Source organism: Polycladidibacter stylochi (genome assembly GCF_001562055.1).
In the GTDB taxonomy this organism is placed as follows: Bacteria; Pseudomonadota; Alphaproteobacteria; order Rhizobiales; family Stappiaceae; genus Pseudovibrio; species Pseudovibrio stylochi.
Genome location: NZ_LLWE01000015.1, coordinates 1 through 2,125, shown reverse-complemented (window position 1 = coordinate 2,125; position 2,125 = coordinate 1). Strand labels below are relative to the sequence as shown.

At 35.9% G+C, this 2,125-nt stretch carries 2 protein-coding genes; both read right to left on the bottom strand.

From position 1 onward, the window contains the following. The coding region (locus tag AYK67_RS03185) for a DUF3226 domain-containing protein (protein ID WP_068082244.1) at positions 1–514 on the bottom strand (514 nt) is incomplete at its 3' end. Continuing rightward, the gene (locus AYK67_RS03180) at positions 514–1,629 is read right to left on the bottom strand and encodes an AAA family ATPase (protein WP_064765252.1); all 1,116 of its coding nucleotides are present in this window, start codon (positions 1,627–1,629) and stop codon (positions 514–516) included. The genes AYK67_RS03180 and AYK67_RS03185, both read right to left, overlap by 1 nt. Positions 1,630–2,125 lie beyond the last annotated feature (496 nt).

Here is a 2,125-nt window from a genome sequence, read left to right as displayed (position 1 = left end):
CTTGTACCTTAGCTTTTTTTTCGTTGGTTGGATAAGTGTACTCTTCGTCACTCGCTGAGATGTTGTCTTTATTATTTTTGATTTTTTCGAAGAATTCTATTATGTATTCATATAACGCTCGAGTGCTTGCGTGTTCAATTATCAGATCTTCAATGGCACCTGGCTTGTCTTTTCCTGGCATTATAAAGAAAGAAATTTTTGTATTGCCATTCATAGCTATTTCGTTATGCGCGCTGGGGGTGGAGATTTGTAGTTCTCGCAATGTGGCAATTATTGATCTTTCTGTGTCAGTAAATGATGTATCAGCATCTAATATAATAAAAATGCTTTCTTTTTCATCGAAAGACTCAATGTTTTTGAATGCTCTAAGTGCTTGTTTTAATTTTGATTTTCCATTTATCTTCTCGACAAAAACATCGGTAATGCCTTGTATTTCAAGTAGGTTGCATAGAAAATGAAAATCATCATCACCCTCAACAAAAATGATCTTCTTGCTATTGTTTATGTTTTTCATTATCTGACCTCCCAGTCGTTCTCTACCGAGTAGGAAAAATCATTCATATTGAATTGTACGGCTGTTGGTTTTAGGGAGTTCTTTTCTCTTCCTAGTCTAATGTAAGCGATGTCTTCATTTTTGCTATCTATTTCGTTTATTGCTCGTATCACATCTTGACTATGAGTTGTTGCAAATATTTGATTGTTGTTTTGTTTTGCAGATGAAATTAATGATTTTATTATGTCTTTAATTACTGAGTAATGTATTCCGTTCTCGATTTCATCAATAAGAATAATTGAGTTTTCCTGTACCAATACTGAGCTAATGAAAGATAATGCTCGACTGATACCCTCGCCAAGCATTGATATTTCATTTAGCTCGCTAAAGCCAATGTCTAAATATATTTCCTTGTTGTTACCTATTGCAGATATTGCTATATCTACAATTCTGTCATCTATTTTTCTTAAGTTTTCTAATATATCTTTTTTTCTTTTTTGTGTTAGTAGATTTGATACATTTGTAATTGTTGCCTCTTTGTTTATCTTTCTGGATGTTGTTATTATCGTTGCTGTCTTAAATTTATAATTAACCCCATCTCTTTCGTTTTTTATTTCTGATTTTATTTCTACGCCATCTTCTTTCAATTGCATAGAGAAAAGCTTATTGGAAACTCTGCTTTTTGCATTGGGTGTCTCGGTCACGTTTATTTTTAACGAGTTTACTGTGGCCTGAGAACCGATAGTTTGACGAGGTATGTTTTGGTTAGATAGTACGGTGTCAACGTTTAGAGATAAACTTGATTCTAGTCTCTGATTTGTTTCTGTTTCATATGTTTGTGTTACTTCAGAGCGTTCATCTCGAATGACTATGGACATCTTTTGTGATGTGTCCATGTCGTGAAAGTAACTAACCCAAAATGGCTTGTTTTTGTTTATTTCTGCCATTTCTTTTCTGAATGCTTGAATGTTTAACAAGACGGCTGGGTTTTTTACATCATAAAAACAAAATATAGCATCCAGTATAGAGGTTTTCCCGTAGTTGTTTTTCCCAGCTATGATATTTAAAGTCTTTAATTGCTTTAGATGTAGCTCATTGAAGCATTTGAAATTCTTTAAACTTATTTCCTTTATCATGATAGCCTCTGTTCGTGTTTTTGTTATATGCCATACGATTTGTTAGTGCCTTAATAAAATGTACAGCTTTCATTGTGATTAGCTAGACTTTATGTCAAAGATTAACTTTGATTGCTTGTGTTTTAATCGATTTTTTTTACTTTCTTCTTGAGATTATCTGGCAGCAGCCGTAAGCTTCCGGCTGTGAACGAAAAAACCGCCTTGACGGGCGGTTTTTTCGAAAGGTTCAGTAGAGTTGGCGCTCTATGAACCGAGGTAACTGGCTTAAAGGGAGCGCAGTCACCAAAACTGTTCGTTTAGTTTAGCCTTAACTGGCGTATAACTTCAAGACTAACTCCCTAAATCAGTTACCAGTGGCTGCTGCCAGTGGCGCTTTGTCGTGTCTTTCCGGGTTGGACTCAAGACGATAGTTACCGGATTAGGCGCAGCAGTAGGACTGAACGGGGGGTTCGTGCATACAGTCCAGCTTGGAGCGAACTGCCTTCCCGGAACTGAG

Bases quoted from the DNA above. Each gene is read 5' to 3' on its own strand.
- AYK67_RS03180 (WP_064765252.1), bottom strand. From the start codon at position 1,629: ATGATAAAGGAAATAAGTTTAAAGAATTTCAAATGCTTCAATGAGCTA.